Source organism: Martinezella miluonensis (assembly GCF_900094545.1).
Taxonomy (GTDB): domain Bacteria; phylum Pseudomonadota; class Alphaproteobacteria; order Rhizobiales; family Rhizobiaceae; genus Rhizobium; species Rhizobium miluonense.
Map to the genome: position 1 here is coordinate 18,153 of NZ_FMAH01000025.1, position 17,468 is coordinate 35,620.

16 protein-coding genes are annotated in these 17,468 nt (G+C 59.0%); 5 read left to right on the top strand and 11 right to left on the bottom strand.

The features are described 5' to 3' along the window. Window positions 1–133: 133 nt before the first annotated feature. Together rnd and GA0061102_RS19375 are read right to left on the bottom strand one after the other, a co-directional pair. A complete protein-coding gene (gene rnd / locus GA0061102_RS19370) occupies window positions 134–1,279 on the bottom strand; it encodes a ribonuclease D (protein ID WP_092852255.1) in 1,146 nt (381 codons plus the stop codon). A 174-nt stretch (window positions 1,280–1,453) separates the two neighbouring features. Next, window positions 1,454–2,848, bottom strand: coding sequence for a multicopper oxidase family protein (locus tag GA0061102_RS19375; RefSeq protein WP_092852257.1), 1,395 nt, complete (start codon window positions 2,846–2,848; stop codon window positions 1,454–1,456). Window positions 2,849–3,114: 266 nt separating this feature from the next. On the opposite strand from GA0061102_RS19375, the gene aspS reads away from it, so the two are divergent. Continuing rightward, window positions 3,115–4,905 (top strand): aspartate--tRNA ligase, encoded by a 1,791-nt coding sequence (gene aspS / locus GA0061102_RS19380; protein ID WP_092852259.1) that lies wholly within the window; start codon window positions 3,115–3,117, stop codon window positions 4,903–4,905. Window positions 4,906–4,981: 76 nt separating this feature from the next. On the opposite strand, the gene GA0061102_RS19385 is transcribed toward aspS, so the two are convergent. Then, window positions 4,982–6,151, bottom strand: a complete 1,170-nt coding sequence (locus GA0061102_RS19385; protein ID WP_092852261.1) for a serine hydrolase domain-containing protein — start codon at window positions 6,149–6,151, stop codon at window positions 4,982–4,984. Between the two features lie 66 nt (window positions 6,152–6,217). On the opposite strand from GA0061102_RS19385, the gene GA0061102_RS19390 reads away from it, so the two are divergent. Further along, window positions 6,218–6,865 carry a TetR/AcrR family transcriptional regulator gene (locus GA0061102_RS19390; protein WP_208858669.1) on the top strand — a complete coding sequence of 216 codons (648 nt, stop codon included), beginning with the start codon at window positions 6,218–6,220 and terminating at the stop codon, window positions 6,863–6,865. 76 nt (window positions 6,866–6,941) lie between these two features. Here the strand turns inward: GA0061102_RS19390 and GA0061102_RS19395 are convergent, their stop codons facing one another. Next, window positions 6,942–8,129 (bottom strand): hypothetical protein, encoded by a 1,188-nt coding sequence (locus tag GA0061102_RS19395; RefSeq protein ID WP_092852265.1) that lies wholly within the window; start codon window positions 8,127–8,129, stop codon window positions 6,942–6,944. A 229-nt stretch (window positions 8,130–8,358) separates the two neighbouring features. Here GA0061102_RS19395 and parC point away from each other — a divergent pair, with 229 nt between their 5' ends. Beyond that, window positions 8,359–10,614 carry a DNA topoisomerase IV subunit A gene (gene parC, locus GA0061102_RS19400; protein WP_092852267.1) on the top strand — a complete coding sequence of 752 codons (2,256 nt, stop codon included), beginning with the start codon at window positions 8,359–8,361 and terminating at the stop codon, window positions 10,612–10,614. A 146-nt stretch (window positions 10,615–10,760) separates the two neighbouring features. On the opposite strand, the gene GA0061102_RS19405 is transcribed toward parC, so the two are convergent. The 6 genes from GA0061102_RS19405 to hemB form a co-directional block, all read right to left on the bottom strand. Beyond that, window positions 10,761–11,150 (bottom strand): type II toxin-antitoxin system death-on-curing family toxin, encoded by a 390-nt coding sequence (locus GA0061102_RS19405; RefSeq protein ID WP_092852269.1) that lies wholly within the window; start codon window positions 11,148–11,150, stop codon window positions 10,761–10,763. Beyond that, window positions 11,150–11,371: an AbrB/MazE/SpoVT family DNA-binding domain-containing protein gene (locus GA0061102_RS19410; protein ID WP_092852271.1), complete on the bottom strand. Its 222-nt coding sequence runs from the start codon at window positions 11,369–11,371 to the stop codon at window positions 11,150–11,152. The genes GA0061102_RS19405 and GA0061102_RS19410 overlap by 1 nt, the downstream gene beginning before the upstream one ends. Before the next feature lie 51 nt (window positions 11,372–11,422). Next, on the bottom strand, window positions 11,423–12,319 hold the full coding sequence (locus GA0061102_RS19415; protein ID WP_092852273.1) for a DMT family transporter: 897 nt from the start codon (window positions 12,317–12,319) through the stop codon (window positions 11,423–11,425). Continuing rightward, the gene (locus GA0061102_RS19420; protein WP_092852275.1) at window positions 12,320–13,099 is read right to left on the bottom strand and encodes an arginyltransferase; all 780 of its coding nucleotides are present in this window, start codon (window positions 13,097–13,099) and stop codon (window positions 12,320–12,322) included. It lies immediately after the preceding gene. Window positions 13,100–13,282: 183 nt separating this feature from the next. Next, entirely contained in the window at window positions 13,283–13,741 is a 459-nt protein-coding gene (locus GA0061102_RS19425) for an RDD family protein (protein ID WP_092852277.1), read from the bottom strand. 88 nt (window positions 13,742–13,829) lie between these two features. Continuing rightward, window positions 13,830–14,843 carry a porphobilinogen synthase gene (gene hemB, locus GA0061102_RS19430; RefSeq protein ID WP_092852279.1) on the bottom strand — a complete coding sequence of 338 codons (1,014 nt, stop codon included), beginning with the start codon at window positions 14,841–14,843 and terminating at the stop codon, window positions 13,830–13,832. A gap of 144 nt (window positions 14,844–14,987) precedes the next feature. On the opposite strand from hemB, the gene GA0061102_RS19435 reads away from it, so the two are divergent. Then, window positions 14,988–15,428, top strand: a complete 441-nt coding sequence (locus tag GA0061102_RS19435; RefSeq protein ID WP_092852281.1) for a DUF6163 family protein — start codon at window positions 14,988–14,990, stop codon at window positions 15,426–15,428. A gap of 133 nt (window positions 15,429–15,561) precedes the next feature. Beyond that, a complete protein-coding gene (gene ldtR / locus GA0061102_RS19440; protein WP_069616333.1) occupies window positions 15,562–16,077 on the top strand; it encodes a transcriptional regulator LdtR in 516 nt (171 codons plus the stop codon). A 247-nt stretch (window positions 16,078–16,324) separates the two neighbouring features. Here the strand turns inward: ldtR and GA0061102_RS19445 are convergent, their stop codons facing one another. Further along, window positions 16,325–17,365, bottom strand: coding sequence for a hypothetical protein (locus GA0061102_RS19445; protein ID WP_092852283.1), 1,041 nt, complete (start codon window positions 17,363–17,365; stop codon window positions 16,325–16,327). Window positions 17,366–17,468 lie beyond the last annotated feature (103 nt).

The following is a 17,468-nucleotide window of genomic DNA, read 5'->3' on the forward strand; positions in this document are numbered from 1 at the left end:
CATCGAATAGAACGATTACATCAGACGTTCATTCCATGAGATTTGCGGCGCAATCGTGATGACGGCGGGCATCTCCTTCCGCGAATCATACGCAATCGCAGCGCGGTCGGGAAGGAGAATGTCACGGCTTCGGCTAGAGGGCGACCGTTTCGATTCGCTTTCCGACGAAGCGCAATGCCACCTGGCCTTGAATGAGCTGCAAAGCCGTTGCGCCAAAGAGATCGCGCCGCCAGCCGGTGAGGGCAGCGACGTCGGCCTTCTCGCCTTCGGCGGCGATCTTATCGAGGTCGTCGCTGTTGGCGATGACTTTCGCTGCGACGCCGTGCTTTTCAGCGATCAGCTTCAACAGGACTTTCAGCAGTTCGGCGGCCGCAGCGGTGCCTTCCGGGGCTTGCTGATGGCGTGGCGGATGCGGCATTTCGGATTTCGGCAACTCCAGTGCCGCATTGATCGCCTCGAGCACGGCATTACCTGCAGCCGAGCGCTCCCAGCCCTTCGGGATGGTGCGCAACCGGGCAAGCGCCTCGCTGTCCTTCGGCTGCTGCTGGGCGATTTCATAGATCGCATCGTCCTTCAGCACGCGGGCCCGCGGAACGTTGCGGTTGCGTGCCTCGCGCTCGCGCCAAGCGGCCACATATTTGAGGACTGCCAATTCCTGCGGCTTGCGCAGCCGCATTTTCAGCCGCTGCCAGGCATCGTCAGGATGCAGATCATAGGTATCGCGCGCTTCGAGGATTGCCATTTCCTCCTGCAGCCAGGAAGCGCGTCCCTCGCGTGTCAGCTGCTCGTTCAGCGAAAGATAGACGTCACGCAGATGGGTTACGTCGGCGAGTGCGTAGTCCAGCTGCTTTTCCGAGAGCGGCCGGCGGCTCCAGTCGGTGAAGCGCGAGGACTTGTCGATGTGGACGTTCTTGATACGACTGACCAGCTGATCGTAGGACACGGAATCCCCGAAACCGCACACCATCGCCGCGACCTGCGTATCGAAGATCGGATGCGGAATGAGATTGCCGCGATGGAAAATGATTTCGATATCCTGGCGCGCGGCGTGAAAAACCTTCAGCACGGCCGGGTTGGCCATCAGCTCGAAGAAGGGCGCCAGATCCAGCCCCTTGGCGAGCGGATCGACTAATACCTCGGTCGTCGGGCTCGCCATCTGTATCAAACACAGTTCCGGCCAGAAGGTCGTTTCTCGCAGGAATTCGGTATCGATGGTAATAAAATCCGACTTGGCCAGCTCTTGGCAGGCCGCCTCTAATTGGGCGGTAGTTTCGATCATCTCAACACATTCATCGATAAAATAGTTCGTTAACTTCCTTCTCCTTTCAGCCGGATATGTCAATACTTTCGCGAGCAAAGCTCCCACCGCATTTCGCTTTTGGCTGAAATTAGCCGAAACATGATGCTGCTACGACGCGTGCGATGCGGGGCGAGAGCGGTTTGCCGCTCTTCGCTATGCCACGCGGACATAGCTGGTCATGCCGGTCTTCTGATGCTCGATGATGTGGCAATGCAGCAGCCAGTCGCCGGGATTGTCGGCGACGAAGGCGAGCTGCACCTTTTCGTCCGGCTGGATGAGATAAGTGTCGGACACGAACGGCTGTACCTGGCGAGAGGAGGAGGAGACGACCGTAAAGCTCATCCCGTGAAGGTGGATCGGGTGGCTGTGCGGCGTCAGGTTTTCCATGTCGATGATATAGCTCTTGCCGAGCTTGAGATCGGCAAGCGGTGCGGTCGGATCGGGGGTGTCGCCTGGCCACGGCACCTTGTTGATCGCCCAGAAACTGTAGCCGAGCGAGCCGCAAATGCTGTTGTCGGCGGTGTTTTCCGCCGTAGCACTGAGAGCCAGAGGAATGCGGGTCGCCGACCCCAGATCGACCTTCTTGACCGGATTGTCTTCCAGCGGCGCCAGATCGCGGACATCGCGCTTCAGCGAGGAACCCACCGCGCGCAGTGTCGCCAGCACCTTCGGGTCGGTGCCCTTGATATCCTCAAGCTTGACGATCGCACCCTCGTTGTCCGGCATGCGAACGGCCAGCTCCAGCCGTTGTCCCGGTCCGAGCTGCAGGACATCCAGCGGAAAGCGCTGCGGCACGGGATTGCCGTCGATCGCGATCACGGTCGCTTCGGCGCCGTCCATGCGGAAGGAATAGATTCGGGTGACATCGGTGATCGCGATGCGCAGCCGCACCAGACTGCCGGAGGGAGCGTCATATTGCGGTTGCTGCTGCCAGTTCGCGGTCCGCACCGTGCCGTAGGTACCCGACTTCGCCGCATCGCGCGGACGGAACTGCGCGATGAACTGTCCATCTCCACCCAATCGCCAATCGCGCAAATTGAGCACCACTTCCGAATCGAATACCGGATCCTTGGGATTTTCGACCACGATGACGCCGGTCATGCCGTGGCCCATCTGCTCCAGCGTATTGCAATGCGGATGATACCAGAAGGTGCCGGCGTCGGGTGGCGTGAAAGCGTAGTCGAAATGATCGCCGGTATAGACATAGGGCTGGGTGAGGAAGGGCACGCCGTCCATATTGTTCGGCAGCCGGATGCCGTGCCAGTGGATGGTCGTCGGATCGTCGATGCCGTTGATGAGCCGGGCCGCGAAAGCCTCGCCCTTCTTCATGCGCAGGACCGGCGGCATGCCTGCTTCGCCATAGGTCAGGACATTCTTGGTCGCTCCGCCATCGGCGAGATTGGCCTCGATCTTGGCTGTCTTCATCACGCGCGGTTCGGCTGCTGCCGCGGCGTTGCCTGCAAATTTTCCGGCGATGCCGAGGCCGACACCATAGGCACCGGTGACCGCTGAGGCTTTCAGGAGATTGCGGCGGGTGAGGATCGGCATGTCAGGCTCCGGGGGATGGCGAGATATGGATGCCTGTTTAAAGTTGACTGCAGCGTTCAGCAATAGCATCAAGGTAGCCAAACTGCCGCAGCGGCTACTTTCAGATGTCGATATGGGCGGCGGCCGAGACAGCTTTAAGTCGACTTCCGGCGTTCGAGCCTTGACAAATCGGGCGCACCATGCGCTTTTCCGCCCGATTTTCTCGTCGGCAGGCGAGGGGCTTGCATGTCCTTTCGCCGCGGCCCGCCAAGTCCAGGATATATACTATGCATCGCTATCGCAGCCACACATGCGCCGCCCTGCGCAAGTCCGACGTCGGTTCGACCGTCCGCATCTCCGGCTGGGTTCATCGCGTCCGAGATCATGGCGGCGTGCTGTTCATCGACCTTCGCGATCACTACGGCATCACCCAGGTCGTCGCCGACCCTGATTCTCCGGCCTTCAAGCTTGCCGAAACCGTTCGCGGCGAATGGGTCATCCGTATCGACGGTCTGGTAAAGGCCCGTACGGAAGACACCGTCAACAAGAACATGCCGACCGGCGAGATCGAGCTTTATGCTCGGGAGATCGAAGTGCTCTCCGCCGCCAAGGAGTTGCCGCTGCCGGTCTTCGGCGAGCCGGACTATCCGGAAGATGTCCGCCTGAAGTATCGCTTCCTCGATCTGCGCCGCGACACGCTGCACCGGAACATCGTCAAGCGCACGCAGGTTATCTCCTCCATGCGCCGCCACATGGGCGAGGTGGGTTTCACCGAATACACGACCCCGATCTTGACGGCCTCCTCGCCGGAAGGCGCGCGCGACTTCCTCGTGCCGAGCCGTATCCATCCCGGCACCTTCTACGCACTGCCGCAGGCGCCGCAGCAGTACAAGCAGCTGCTGATGGTCGCCGGTTTCGACCGCTATTTCCAGATCGCGCCGTGCTTCCGTGATGAAGACCCGCGTGCCGACCGTCTGCCGGGCGAATTCTACCAGCTCGACCTAGAAATGAGCTTCGTGACTCAGGAAGACGTCTGGGACACGATGGCCCCGCTCATGACCCAGGTGTTCGAAGAGTTTGCCGACGGCAAGCCGGTCACCAAGGAATGGCCGCGTATCCCCTATGACGTCGCCATCCGCAAATACGGCTCCGACAAGCCGGATCTGCGCAACCCGATCGTCATGGAAGCCGTCACCGAGCATTTCGCCGGCTCCGGCTTCAAGGTCTTCGCCAACATGATCGCTTCCAACCCGAAGGTCGAGGTCTGGGCCATCCCGGCCAAGACCGGCGGTTCGCGTGCGTTCTGCGACCGCATGAACGCCTGGGCACAGAGCCAGGGCCAGCCGGGCCTCGGCTACATCTTCTGGCGCAAGGAAGGTGAAAAGCTCGAAGGCGCCGGTCCGCTTGCCAAGAACATCGGCGAAGAGCGCACGGATGCGATCCGCACCCAGCTCGGCCTCGATGACGGCGATGCCTGCTTCTTCGTCGCCGGCGATCCTTCCAAGTTCTACAAGTTTGCTGGTGAAGCCCGTAACCGCGCTGCCGACGAGCTGAACCTGATCGATCGCGATCGTTTCGAGCTGTGCTGGATCGTCGACTTCCCGTTCTTCGAATGGAGCGAAGAAGAAAAGAAGGTCGATTTCGCCCACAACCCCTTCTCGATGCCGCAGGGCGGCCTTGAGGCGCTGCAGAACCAGGATCCATTGACGATCAAGGCGTTCCAGTACGACGCCGTCTGCAACGGCTTCGAAATCGCTTCGGGTTCAATCCGTAACCAGTCGCCGGAAACCATGGTCGCCGCCTTCGAAAAGGTCGGCCTCAGCCAGGCTGACGTCGAAGAGCGCTTCGGCGGTCTCTATCGCGCCTTCCAGTACGGTGCGCCTCCGCACGGCGGTGCTGCCTTCGGTATCGACCGCATCGTCATGTTGCTGGTCGGCGCCAAGAACCTGCGCGAGATCTCGCTCTTCCCGATGAACCAGCAGGCACAGGATCTGCTGATGGGCGCTCCCTCGGCCGCAACGCCGACGCAGCTGCGCGAACTGGCGATCCGCCCGGTGCCGCCGGTGAAGAAGGACTAAGCTTTTTACAGGCTTGATGAAATGCAAAACCCGGCGACAGAAATCGCCGGGTTTTTGTTTGGGACAACGATGTCAGCTAGATCCCGGCATAGATCGCTTTGGCGAGATCGGTGGTGAACTGCCCCCACATGCCTTCGAGGGTCGTATTGGTCAATGCGACGACAGTCAGACCTTTTTCGGCATCGACGAACCAGCTGTGGCCGTAGACGCCGCCCCATTTGATGGTGCCCGGCGAGAAGGGGACTTGAGCCACAACGGGATCGGCGACAACGGACCAGCCATAGCCGAAGCCGAAGCCGGCTTGCTGCGTCTGCATATTGCCGCCCGCCTGATCGGTCATCATTATCTTCACCGTATCGGCCGACAGCAGCGGCGCACCGCCCTTGCGCACGGTTTCCAGAATGGCAAGCACGTCGCCTGCCGTTCCGGCCATGCCGCCGCCGCCCGAGTGATAGGAAGCGGGATCGAAAATCCTGTCCGGTACGAAGCGGATCGTGCCGTCGAGTATCGGAACGATCGCCTCGTCCCCCATCCGTTGCGGCTCGGGAGCGCCATTCACATAGGCGGCTGCCAGGCGGTTGCGATCTCGGACCGAGAAGGCCGTATCGAACAGGCCGAGCGGCTTCATCACCAGATCGGCGACGGCATCGCCGAGAGCACCACCGGTTTCCTTTTCGATAATGCCGCCGAGCACGTCCATCGCCAGCGAATAGCGCCAGCTTTCACCCGGCGCAAAGAGAAGAGGAGCGCTGGCGAGGCGCTTGAGGTTGTCGTCCAGCGACCGGCCTGGAGTGTCCAGACCGTCGGATACGCCGGCACGATGATAGGGACCATCTTGCCCTTCCGCGAAAGGGTAACCCAGTCCGGACGTGTGCGTGAGGAGATGGCGGATGCGGATGACGGCCTCGGTTCCATCGGCCAGTCGCGGCCTGAAATCCGGCAACCATTTGGTAATCGGATCGTCGAGCCCGATGCGGCCCTGTTCGATGAGCCGCATAGCGGTGATGGTGACGATCGGCTTAGTGACGGAGGCAAGGCGGAAGATGGTATCTTCCTGCATCGCCAGCTTGTTTTCACGATCAGCCAGGCCGGCGGCGCGGGCATAGGTCAGCTCTCCGTCCCGGGCGACCAGGACTACGGTTCCGACCAGTCTCTTGTCCGCCAGGGCGGAATCAATTGCAGCATCGACGCCCGTGGCAACGATACCGTGGCTTGGTCGGGTGGAATTTTCCAGGGGAAGACTCATGGGACAAAACCTTGTATAATCACAATGACCATTCCTGAATAAACCAAGTCGGAGATTATTTCTAGAGTGACTATTGTGAAAAATGAGAAGGAGGCGAAAAATTCTTCGCCGCGCAAACGCGGACGCCCGCCCGCCTTCGATCGCGAGACGGTTCTGGCAGCGGCGCGGGACACCTTCTGGAAGCATGGCTATGACGGTTCCTCGATCGCCGATCTCACGGCGGCGATGGGGATCACGCCGCAGAGCCTCTATGCGGCCTTCAATTCAAAGGCGGAGCTCTATCGCGAGACGCTCGAGCAATATCGGCGCATGCCCCGGCCGGAGCCTGGCAATCCGTTTCACGACAAGCTGGATACGGTCGCCGCCTTTGAGCGCTTTCTGACGAACTCCGCCAAGATCTTCACGGCGCCGGAACATCCGAAAGGCTGCATGATATCGACGGCGGTGCTGAATTGTGCGGAGGAGAACGAGCCGGTCGCCCATCATGTGGCGTCCATGCGCCTTCAGTCACTGGACATCTTCGCCAAACGCATCGAACGCGGCATCGCCGAAGGCGACATGAGGCCGGATGCCGATCCTCGCTCGCTCGCCCGCTTTCTGGGTGCGATCGTGCAGGGCATGTCCGTTCAGGCGCGCGATGGCGCAACGACGGAGGAATTGCTTGCTCTGATCTCCCATGCGCTCAGCGAGCTCAGGAGATACCAGCCGGGGTAGGGGATTTAGTTCACGGCAAAGAAAAACCCGGCGACCGAGATCGCCGGGTTTCTGGAAATGGCTCGGGAACGACCGCTTAGTCGTTCGAGGAAACCTTGAGGCCGATGACCTGCGGGATCGACTGCGGAGCGCCCATGGCGGCGCCGATGATCATCGGCACCGGAACCGGCTTGCCCGGAGCGGCGGTAACCGTCAGGCTCTTCGGATTGTCGAGATAGGCGTTGACGGCGCTGGAGACGGCGTTCTGCAGTTCCGGAACGTTGAGCTGCGCCATCATGATCGGCGTCATCGCCTTCAGCGTGTCAGCCAGCTGCTTGCCGCTGACGCCCTGCTGCTTGCCGGCGAACTCAAGCGCGCGTCCGGTGATCGACGCATCGTCGAAGCGGATCTTGGCGCTGTTGAACGTCAGCTGCTGCAGCAGGCCGAGCATGGCGAGGCCGGCCGACTGCTGCGCTTCCTGCTGGTTCGGGTTGGAACGAACCGTCTTCAGCGCTTCCTGCATCGACTTGGCGAAAGCAGGCGTGTAGCCCGAAATGCTGAAGGCCAGATTCAGCTTGCCGATATCCTTGAAGTCGAAGGAATATTCGCTGACGTTGATGGTGCCGGGTCCGATTTCCCAGCTGCCCTTCATGGCGATCGTGCCGTCGATCTGCTGCAATTTCAGCGCTTCGATGGCTTCTTTGGCCTTGGCATCGTCAACCTTGCTCAGGTCGCCCTTGATGCCATTGATCTTGGCGTCGAAATCGATACCCGACTTGTCGTCGCGCTTGTTCATGGTGGCGTCGGCGCCCTCGATCGAGAACACCTCGGCATCGTCCTTGGTAACGGACACGGCGCCGGCATGGGCGCTCTTATAGTAGAGGAGCGCGCCAAGGTCGCCCTTGCTTGCATCAGCTGGGATCTCAACGCCGTTCAGCTTAAGGTCGGTAGCGGAAACGGCCGCGCCATCCTTGTTGAAATCGACATCGGCAAAGTCGATCTCTTCGATCGTGTAGCCGCCGCCATTTTCTTCCACGCCGTCCATGGTGATGTCGCCGAGCGGAATGCTGGTTTCCATACCGGCTGCCTTGATGGTGGCACCCTTCAGCGTTACCGTGCTGCCGTCGATATCGATACCTTCGGCGGCGATCGAACCGCCCTGCTGGCCGTAAACGTCGTTGATCTTCTTCAGCAGGTCATTGCCGTCAAGCGCGAAGGCCGAGCTGGCGAAAGACAGGATGGCGGCGCTGCTCAGCATCAACCGCGTGGTCCGGTAGAAAGTCATATTGGCGTTTCCTCGTTGGGCCGTTGGTATCGGCGGGGTGTACATATTCGGCATGTGCTGCGCGATTTATATTGATCTTTCTCTAAAAATCCAATGACAAAGAGGCTTGTGTGCAAGCGCAGCAAAAATCTGTGTGCATCCGCGTCGAAAGGTGCTGGAGCCGCCTTCATCCACAGGTGCTTTCCGCTGATTTCTTGCCGGGAATCGCCATCTCCGATAGTCAAGAGCCATGGGACAAAATCTTACTCCGCCGTCCGGTGATGGCGACCATATCCTTCCGGTCGATCTGAAGGCCGCGCTCGAAGAGCGCTATCTGGCCTATGCACTGTCGACGATCACGCAACGCGCGCTTCCCGACGTCCGCGACGGGTTGAAGCCGGTGCATCGCCGCATCGTTTACGCGATGAGCGAGATGGGCCTTCGCCCCAACGCCGCGTTCCGCAAATGCGCCAAGATCGTCGGCGAGGTGATGGGTAACTACCACCCGCATGGCGACCAATCGATCTACGATGCGCTGGCGCGCCTCGCGCAGGATTTCTCGCAGCGCTACACGCTGGTGAACGGCCAGGGCAATTTCGGCAATATCGACGGCGATAGCCCGGCTGCGATGCGTTACACCGAATCCAAGATGACGGCGGTTTCCGAACTGCTGCTCGAAGGTATCGACCAGGACGCGGTGGATTTCCGCGACACCTACGACGAGTCGAATTCCGAGCCAATCGTATTGCCGGGCGCTTTCCCCAATCTGCTCGCCAACGGCTCCTCCGGCATCGCCGTCGGCATGGCGACCTCCATCCCGTCTCACAATGCCCACGAGATCTGCGACGCCGCGCTGCATCTGATCAAGGATCGCGATGCCACTGTCGAGAAACTGGTGGAGCTGTACATTCCCGGTCCCGACTTTCCGACCGGCGGCATCATCATCGACGATCGCCGGAGCATTATCGAAAGCTACAAGACCGGCCGTGGCGGTTTCCGCGTCCGCTCCAAATGGGAGATCGAGGACCTCGGTCGCGGCGGCTACCAGATCGTCATTACCGAAATTCCCTTCCAGGTGCAGAAGTCGCGGCTGATCGAGAAGATCGCCGAGTTGCTTTTGGCGCGCAAGCTGCCGCTGCTCGAGGACATCCGCGATGAATCCGCCGAGGATATCCGCGTCGTCCTGATACCGAAGAGCCGCACTGTCGACGCGACGATCCTGATGGAATCGATGTTCAAGCTGACGGAGCTGGAGAGCCGCTTCCCGCTCAACATGAATGTTCTGTCCATGGGCCGCATTCCCAAGGTCATGGCCCTGAACGAGGTGCTGAAGGAGTGGCTGGATCACCGTCGCGAAGTCCTGCTGCGCCGCTCGCGTTTCCGGCTCGCTGCGATCGAAAAGCGGCTCGAAATTCTCGGCGGCTTGCTGATTGCCTATCTCAACATCGATGAGGTCATCGCCATCATCCGCGAGGAGGATGAGCCGAAGCCCGTGATGATGGAGCGGTTTGGCCTCACGGACAATCAGGTTGAGGCGATCCTCAACATGAGGCTGCGCTCCTTGCGCAAGCTGGAAGAGTTCGAGATCCGCAAGGAATTCGACGGTCTGACCAAGGAAAAGGCCGATATTGAGGCACTGCTCGCCTCGGAAGAAAAGCAGTGGCAGACGGTTTCCTGGGAAATCGGCGAGGTGAAGAAGAAATTCGCCAAGGCCACGGAAATCGGCCGTCGCCGTACGCAGTTTGCCGAAGCGCCTGAAGCCGACGATGCCGCCATCCAGCAGGCGATGATTGAGAAGGAGCCGATCACGGTCGTCGTCTCGGAAAAGGGATGGATCCGCGCCCTGAAGGGCCATATTTCGGATACCTCGTCACTCACCTTCAAGGAGGGCGACGGTCTCAAGGTTGCTTTCCCGGCACAGACCACGGACAAGATCCTGATCATTACGACGGGCGGCAAGGCCTATACGCTCGGCGGTGACAAGCTGCCCGGCGGCCGTGGTCACGGCGAGCCCTTGCGCATCATGGTCGATATGGAAAACGATCAGGACGTGCTGACGGCCTTCGTCCACGATCCCCAACGCAAGCAACTGATTGCTTCCACTGCAGGTAACGGCTTCATCGTGGCTGAGGCGGAACTGGTCGCCAATACCCGCAAGGGCAAGCAGATCATGAACGTCTCCTATCCCGACGAGACCAAGCTTCTGGTACCGGTTTCCGGCGATCATGTCGCTGTGGTCGGCGAGAACCGCAAGATGGTCCTCTTCCCACTCTCGCAGGTGCCTGAGATGTCGCGTGGCAAGGGCGTGCGCCTTCAGAAATACAAGGATGGCGGCATTTCCGACATCCGCTGCTTCGTCATCGCCGATGGCCTGACCTGGGAAGACAGCGCTGGCCGCACCTTCACCAAGAGCAAGGATGAACTGACGGAGTGGCTGGGTGATCGCGCCGGCGTCGGCAGAGCCGTGCCGAAGGGCTTCCCCAGAAGCGGCAGGTTTTCGGGGTGAGGAGCGGTCGGGCGAAGACCGGGCGATCGGCCCAGTGGGTCGATCGCAGCGACGAACGCCCTGAGCCCTAGCGAAGTGCCGGGTGGCAGGCCGTCTGGACGGCGAAGAGCCTGAGTCTTGAAGGAGCTGGTCGGTGCCTGAACGATTCAATCACCGTAGGGAACACAGACGTCTCGCAGGAAATGTGTCGCTCCCTCTTCATCGATTTCTCCGGCGGCCACTGCTACGACGAAGCTGTAAAGATTGGCGTCCGTCGTTTGAATTCGGTAGCCGTTGTCCATAAGAAAGACTGCCGTCGCCACGATGGCGATGCGTTTGTTACCATCTATGAAGGCATGGTTTTTCACCAGCCCAAATAGATAGGCCGCTGCCAGCTCGATGATATCATCGCTGCCGTATTGGGCTTTGTTAATCGGGCGTGCCAAGGCGGATTCGAGAGAACCTTCGTCTCGTAGGCCACGGGAGCCGCCGAACCTTTTGATCTGCATCCTGTGCAATTGTTCGATGAGCGGCCTAGTCAGGAAAATAAATGGCATTACTCCGCCAGCTTCTTGAGTGCCACTTTATACTGATCCATGAAACGCTGTGCGTGTTCTATTTGACGCGCAAAGTCCGCGTCGGTTGGCTGCATGAGCAGTCCGCCATCTTTCAGGCTGAGTTCTAGTGTGTCGCCAGTGCCGAGCCCCAGCTGGTCGAGAACTTCCTTCGGAATAATCACGCCTTCGGAATTGCCGATCTTGCGGATAGTGACGTTCATGTCTTGGTTTCCTATGTAATAACCCAGTTATAACATAGGGTGCTTGTTGCTTCAATGCGCAAGGCCCTGCGCGGCAACTGCCGCTCTCGCCTTCACCCGCGCCTGCCACAGCGAATGGGTGGCGAGCGCCAGGATGAGTATCGCGCCGCCGGCCAGCGTCATGTTGGCGGGCGCCTCGGCGAAGATCAGCCAGACCCAGATTGGTGCTAGGATCGTTTCCAAGAGATAGAACATTGCGACTTCCGGCGCAGTGAGAAAGCGTGTGCCTGTCGCGAGGCACCAGAAGGAGAGGGGCATCAGCACGCCGCCATCGAGCAGGATCCAGCCGGGGTGATCGATGGAAAAGCCGGTTGGCAGCATATGATAGAGTCCCACGACGGCGGGAAGGGCGGCGGCCAGCAGCGAGGCGAAGCCCATATCCCGCCGGGAGGCGCGGCTGATGGTGATGGCGCAGGCGCTGGAAAGCGATGCGAGCACGGAGAGTGCGTCACCGAGCAGATGGCCAGCTTCCATGCCATCCCCAACGATCAGACCGACCCCGAGGATCATGACGGCCATGGTGATGAATGTCGAAAGGGCCGGGCGCTCCTTGAGGAAGATCCAGGAAAGCAGCGCGGTGAACATCGGGTTGAGGGCGATGATGAACACCACGTTCGCCGCCGTCGTGTAATAGACGGCGAGAAGAAAGCAGATCGTCGTCAAACCATAGAAGAAGCCGACGGGAATTCCGAGCCAGCCCGGCAGTACGTGTCGCACCGAGCCGGTGACGCGCCGGATGACGAAGAGAGCGGTAATCGCCGCGATGACGGTCGCCAGGCTGCGGGCCGATAGCACCGACCAGACCTCGCCGCTGGAAAGCCGGATCAGCGGTATGTCCATCGACAGGACCAAGCCGCCGAACGTGGTCAGCAATAGGCCTTTCCTGTGGTCGGAGAGATTGGCGAACATTCAGCGGGCGTTGTCTTTGTCGCCGTCTATGGCGGGATCGAACCGCTCCCAGCCGCGCGGGGTTAGGTGCTCCTGCGGTTGGAAGCGTGTCTTATAATCCATCTTGCGCGATCCCCTGACCCAATAGCCGAGGTAGACGTGTGGCAATCCCAGCGCCTTCGCTCGCTTGATGTGATCGAGGATCATGAAGGTGCCGAGCGATCGTTGATCGAGATCAGGGTTGAAGTAGGAATAGACCATCGACAGCCCATCGCTCATCACGTCGGTCAAGGCTGCCGCTAGAAGCTCGCCTTTCGGGCGCTGTTCCAATCCCGAACCTTCTTCGCGGCGACGATACTCGATGATGCGGGTGTTGACATGCGTGTCTTCGACCATGATCGCGTAGTCGAGCACAGTCATATCGGACATGCCGCCCTGTTGGTGGCGGTAGTCGAGGTATCGGCGGAAGAGGGAATATTGTTCGCTGGAGGGCTGTGCCGGAAATTCGGTAGCGATGACGTCGTTATTCGCCGCCAGCACGCGCTTCATCGAACGGCTGGCCTCGAATTCCTGGGCGAGGATGCGGACCGATATGCAGGCGCGGCAGGCTTCGCAGGCGGGGCGATAGGCGATGTTCTGTGAGCGCCTGAAGCCGCCCTGGGTCAGGATATCGTTCATCTCCGCCGCACGCGGGCCGACAAGGTGCGTGAAGACCTTGCGCTCCATCTCGTGCGGCAAGTACGGGCAGGTAGCCGGTGCCGTCAGATAAAACTGCGGAGATGGCGTCGACTGCGTATTCATCTGCCGTTGATTGCCCTTCTTTCGGCATTGGCGTTTTCACAAGCATGGCCCAAGTTTGGAAAACGTCAACTACGTCCTTTGCTAAAGATCACAGTTTCCTAATTGACCAGACAAGATAATGCCACCCTGCAGCACCAATCAGTGGTGCAGGGAATCTGTATGGCATGAGGGGCTGCCTTGGTGTTAAACCGTGCGGGCGATGACCGTGCCGAGCAGCAGGTCATGGATCAGGCGGCTGCGGTCGGTGAAGAGGCCTGCCAGCAGGATCAGCGGTGTCAGCACCGAGTTCAGGATCCAGAACAGCGCGAGATGAACGATCGCCGTCAGGAAGTCCATGCGGCGGCCATCGACGCGCACCATGGTGATGCCCATGGCACGCATGCCGAGCGAAGCCTGGTAGGGGCCGCCAAGCGTCCAGCCGAAATATAGTCCGGCCACAAGGATGAAGAGCACCGGATAGAGGACGAAACCGAGGCCCAGCGTCAGGATCGACACGAAAAACAGAAGCACCGCTGCCGGAATGCAGAGCAGGGCCACGATGATGTAGTCAACGATGAAGGCGAAGACGCGCCGGCTCAGCACGCCACTATAGGCGCGCCAGTCATCCGGTGCTGCGTAAAGCGGGCTGGGGTTCAGGCTCATCGTTTTCCTCCTTGGGGAAACATTTGCCGAACATATGGTATCCGGGCCTGCAAATACAATAAGCAGGCCACCGGCGCGCGGCTTGAAACTATTTTTTCGCCAGCTGCCTTGCGACATCCATCGCGAAATAGGTGAGGATGCCATCGCAACCGGCGCGCTTGAAGGCGAGCAGGGTTTCAAGCATCACCTTGTCGCCGTCGATCCAGCCGTTGGCAGCCGCGGCCTTGATCATCGCGTATTCGCCGGAGACCTGATAGGCGAAGGTCGGAAGGCCGAACGCCTCCTTCAGCCGCCAACAGACATCGAGATAGGGCAGGCCGGGCTTGACCATCAGCATATCGGCGCCTTCCTCGACGTCGAGCGCGGCGTCACGCACGGCCTCGGTGCCGTTGGCCGGATCGATGTAATAGGTCTTCTTGTCGCCCTTCAGCAGGCCGCCGGTCGAAATCGCCTCACGGTAGGGGCCGTAGAAGGCCGAGCTGAATTTTGTCGCGTAGCTCATGATGCCGACATTCTGATGGCCGGCGGCGTCGAGCGCTTGGCGAATCGCACCGATGCGCCCGTCCATCATTTCCGAGGGCGCGATGATGTCGGAACCTGCGTCGGCCTGATAGACGGCCGCCTGCGCCACTTGATCCACCGTCTCGTCGTTGACGATTTCGTTGCCGCGCAGGATGCCGTCATGGCCGTGGCTGGTGAAGGGGTCGAGGGCGACGTCGGTAATGACGCCAATGTTCGGTACGGCCTTCTTGATAGCGGCGCTGGCAAGATTGATGAGGTTGTTCTTCTCGAGACTGTTCGAGCCGGTCTCGTCGCGCAGCGCCATTTCTATGTTCGGGAAAGTGGCAAGAGCCGGGATGCCGAGATCGGCCGCTTCCTTAGCCGCCTCCACGGCTTTGTCCACGGTCATGCGGTTCACGCCGGGCATGGCCGGGATCGGCTCCAGGATGCCTGTGCCGGGAATGAGGAAGATCGGCCAGATCAGATCGTCGACCGTCAGCCTGTTTTCCTGCACGAGGCGGCGCGTCCAGTCGGCCTTGCGGTTGCGTCGCATGCGGCGATGTCCGGTGATCTCGTCAACGAGATGCGTCTTGTTTTCCATGATGCCGCCATCCTTCTTCGTCTAATTAAGGCCTATTATATAGAGAGCGTACCTATCACGCTGTCCCCAGGATTCAAAAGCGGGCGAAAGGCCGCAGCCAAGATCTCTCTGGCGAGGCATGAGCCTCCTACGTATTGTTCGCGCATGGAACCTGATTCTTCGACCGTACCCAAGAATACGCTGACGGACATGCTGTTCGTGCTGTTCCTGCGGCTGATCGCGATTGCCTGCTTCTGGCTCGGCCTGCAATATTGGGCGATGCTGGTCGGCTATTCGCTGGATGGTCATGCCCGCTTCGATCTTCTCAATCTGCCCTGGAAAGTTGCCGGCGCCGGGCTTGCCGTCGTCTTCCCGGTCGCAGCACTCGGATTGTGGCTTACCGTATCCTGGGGACCGGTCATGTGGGTGCTCGCTGCAGGCGGGCAGGGATTGATGTATGGCGTGTGGCCGGAGGTGTTCGGATCCAATCCGCTGATCATGATCTTGCATGCCTGCGTCGCCGTGCTTTATTGCCTCTTCCGCGTCCTGTTGTGGCAGGAAAAGCGCCGGCGCCGTCGCCAGCAGGTAATGGTTGATTTACCCTGAGACAGCAACACTTCCTGGTAAGGTGCTGTTAAGCCTGCAGTTTAAGTAGAATTTTATGTGTATTCGATAGGGTCTCACTCAAGGCGGGAAGAAAACGACACCGCCAAACAAAACAGAGTGAGGCCAAGTCATGATGAACACGAAAATCAAGCCGCAGGCAGTTGCGAACGCTCGGGACCAGCAGGTTGACGATATCCGGGCTCTCTACATGGAATCCCTCCACCTGGTCGAGCGTTTGCACCGCCGCCTGCTTGATGTCATTAAGGACGAGTTCGACCGCCAGGGTCGCGACGACGTCAACGCCGTCCAGGCGCTGCTCCTTTTCAACATCGGCAATTCCGAGCTGACGGCCGGCGAGCTGCGCTCCCGCGGGTTCTACCTCGGCTCCAACGTTTCCTATAACGTCAAGAAGCTGGTCGACCTCGGCTTCATCAACCATCAGCGCTCACGCATCGACCGTCGCTCGGTTCGCATCAGCCTGACGGAAACCGGTCAGGATATCGCCGAAACCGTCGCCAAGCTCTATGAGCGCCACATCGGCTCGATCGACAAGGTCGGCGGCATCGGCACCGACGAATTCACCCAGATGAACAAGCTCCTGCAGCGCCTCGACCGCTTCTGGAACGACCAGATCCTGTATCGGCTGTAATCTAACCAAGCCGGCGTTCCCTCCGGCTTCTTAGAACCTCCAGACGCGTGAACGGGCGTAACGGTGTACGAACAGTGTGCCGTTATGCCCGTTTTCGCGCAAGCCACGCTTCGGTCAATTCAATTTGGATCTGCGATACTTGGTTCGGGCCAGGCGAATGGTTTGGGCGAGGATCTCAATGGCAGCAAGAAGCCACCGCCTTGCGCCGCCGTTGTTATGGGCAAGCCGCGCGTAGTGGTTGATGCAACTAACTAGTCAGGATTCGCCAATAATCATTCAGAAGCCCGTGGCACTTCAAATCACGTTCAAGATTGATGTTATTGATAAGGCTGCCACGCCCGGATGACAGAGAACGAACCACATCCGATTTTATGGCGCCAAGATTTGGAGCCGATATTCCAAATGCGGTTCCGAAAACATCTTTAGCGACACCATCGGTTTTGAGCTTCAAAAGCTCAAGGTTCATTTCGCCGTAAGAAAAGCCCAAATAGACGATACGGTACGCGGAACTAATCTCCTCATCCATCGCGTTGATAAGATCGTCATCATCAACTCCTTCAGTGAATGTCCGTATTCTTTTGGAAACTGCCAGGAGTTTTTCGTCCCAGAGATCTTCGCCAAACGGCACTCGAAACGGATTTGATTGCCAAGGTAGCCATCCAACTTGGCCGTATGGGTGAATAATTCTAAGACGGCCAGTTAGCCCATAGGCCGTCTCGTGATTGACACGAGCATAGCTCACTAACCATTGGGCGATGTAGTGCTCAATGCATCGGTCATAATTGAAAGTGATGATACTGACTTTATCGAAAATGGTGTCCAGTCCTGACTTTTGCACGCCTTCTGAGAGAATCTGACAGAAGGCATTCAGCCATCTATTTTGTGTTTTGGAAAAATCTATCGGACTACCGTGCGTGTCACTGAACAGCGCACTATTACGTTCGGCTTCAAGGATGCTGGACGCTATGCCGGTTTTCCCTAACGCAACGATATGCGTATCGTCTGAATGATAGTGAAGGAAATTATCTATCGAAATAGCATTGGGCATCGCTGCGGATAACTCGCGCCCAAGTCGAAACATGTTATTAGGATCGCGGGAGCCTTGCTCACGAGCTAAGTGTTCGACAGCAGAGGCGGTGCTCTTGTCGCCGGAAATTAGCTCATATCCACCCTGAAAACGAATATCGAGTTTTTTGGCGATTGTGCCTTTGAGTTCGTTCCCCATTGGGAGGCCGTATTCAACACTGACACCCGCACCCACGATGAATAGCGTCTTTCGCTTAAACAAAGTTTGTCCTCGAAAAGTTGCTTACGCATACCATTCTAGGGTGAGGAAGTGGTATAAATAATACCGGATGTGATCTATCTGTAAGGAAGTTATCCCCAAGAAG